This is a genomic window from Streptococcus oralis (assembly GCF_001579175.1).
GTDB lineage: Bacteria > Bacillota > Bacilli > Lactobacillales > Streptococcaceae > Streptococcus > Streptococcus oralis_O.
Map to the genome: position 1 here is coordinate 124,893 of NZ_KQ970759.1, position 2,032 is coordinate 126,924.

Consider the following 2,032-nt stretch of genomic DNA (forward strand, 5'->3'; position numbering starts at 1 on the left):
TATAATGAAACTCAAAGATACCCTTAATCTTGGAAAAACAGACTTTCCAATGCGTGCTGGTCTTCCAACCAAAGAGCCAGTTTGGCAAAAAGAATGGGAAGAAGCAAAACTTTACCAACGTCGTCAAGAATTAAATGAAGGAAAACCGCATTTCACGCTTCATGATGGCCCTCCATACGCTAACGGGAACATCCACGTAGGACATGCCATGAACAAGATTTCCAAAGATATCATTGTTCGTTCTAAGTCTATGTCTGGATTTTACGCTCCTTATATTCCAGGTTGGGATACACATGGTCTGCCAATCGAGCAAGTCTTGGCAAAACAAGGTGTCAAACGTAAAGAAATGGACTTGGTTGAGTACTTGAAACTCTGCCGTGAATACGCTCTTTCTCAAGTAGATAAACAACGGGAAGACTTTAAACGTTTGGGGGTTTCTGGTGACTGGGAAAATCCTTATGTAACCTTGACTCCGAATTATGAAGCAGCCCAAATCCGTGTCTTCGGTGAAATGGCTAAAAAAGGCTATATCTATCGTGGTGCCAAGCCGGTTTACTGGTCATGGTCTTCTGAGTCAGCCCTTGCAGAAGCGGAAATTGAATACCATGACTTGATTTCAACTTCCCTTTACTATGCTAACCGTGTCAAAGATGGAAAAGGTGTCCTAGATACTGATACTTATATCGTTGTTTGGACAACCACTCCATTCACCATCACTGCTTCTCGTGGATTGACAGTTGGAGCGGATATTGATTACGTGGTCGTTCAACCAGCTGGTGAAACTCGTAAGTTTGTGGTTGCTTCAGAATTGTTGAACAGTTTGTCTGAGAAATTTGGGTGGGCTGATGTTCAGGTCTTGGCGACTTATCGTGGGCAAGAATTGAATCACATTGTGACAGTCCACCCATGGGATACAGCAGTAGATGAACTGGTAATCCTTGGTGACCACGTTACGACTGACTCTGGTACAGGTATCGTTCATACAGCTCCAGGTTTTGGTGAGGATGACTACAATGTCGGTGTTGCAAACGGCCTTGAAGTTGCTGTAACCGTCAATGAACGCGGGATCATGATGGCAAATGCTGGTCCTGAGTTCGAAGGTCAATTCTACGACAAGGTGGTACCAACGGTTATCGAGAAACTTGGTAATCTTCTTCTTGCCCAAGAAGAAATCTCTCACTCATACCCATTTGACTGGCGTACCAAGAAACCAATCATCTGGCGTGCAGTGCCACAATGGTTTGCCTCAGTTTCAAAATTCCGCCAAGAAATCTTGGACGAAATTGAAAAAGTGAAATTCCACTCAGAATGGGGTAAAGTACGTCTTTACAACATGATCCGTGACCGTGGTGACTGGGTCATCTCTCGTCAACGTGCTTGGGGAGTTCCTCTTCCAATCTTCTACGCAGAAGATGGCACACCAATCATGACTGCTGAAACGATCGAGCACGTGGCTCAACTCTTTGAGGAACACGGCTCTATCATCTGGTGGGAACGGGATGCCAAAGAACTCTTGCCAGAAGGATTTAGCCACCCAGGTTCACCAAATGGTGAGTTCAAGAAAGAAACAGACATCATGGACGTATGGTTTGACTCAGGCTCATCATGGAATGGAGTTGTGGTAAACCGTCCAGAGCTCAAATACCCAGCAGATCTTTACCTAGAAGGCTCTGACCAATATCGTGGTTGGTTCAACTCTTCACTCATCACATCCGTTGCCAACCATGGCGTAGCGCCTTACAAACAAATCTTGTCACAAGGTTTTGCCCTTGATGGTAAAGGTGAGAAGATGTCTAAATCCCTTGGGAATACCATTGCTCCAAGCGATGTTGAAAAACAATTTGGTGCGGAAATCTTGCGTCTCTGGGTAACAAGTGTGGATTCAAGCAACGACGTACGTATCTCTATGGATATCTTGAGCCAAGTATCTGAAACTTACCGTAAGATCCGTAACACCCTTCGTTTCTTGATTGCCAACACTTCTGACTTTAACCCAGCTGTGGATGCTGTAGCTTATGAAGAACTACGTTCA

General features: G+C 44.7%; 1 protein-coding gene. It reads left to right on the forward strand.

The window, feature by feature from the left end; all coding sequences use genetic code 11:
- Positions 1–4: 4 nt before the first annotated feature.
- Positions 5–2,032, forward strand: a 2,028-nt coding sequence (ileS, locus tag SORDD24_RS00685) for an isoleucine--tRNA ligase (RefSeq protein ID WP_061406630.1), incomplete at its 3' end; no start/stop codon positions are given.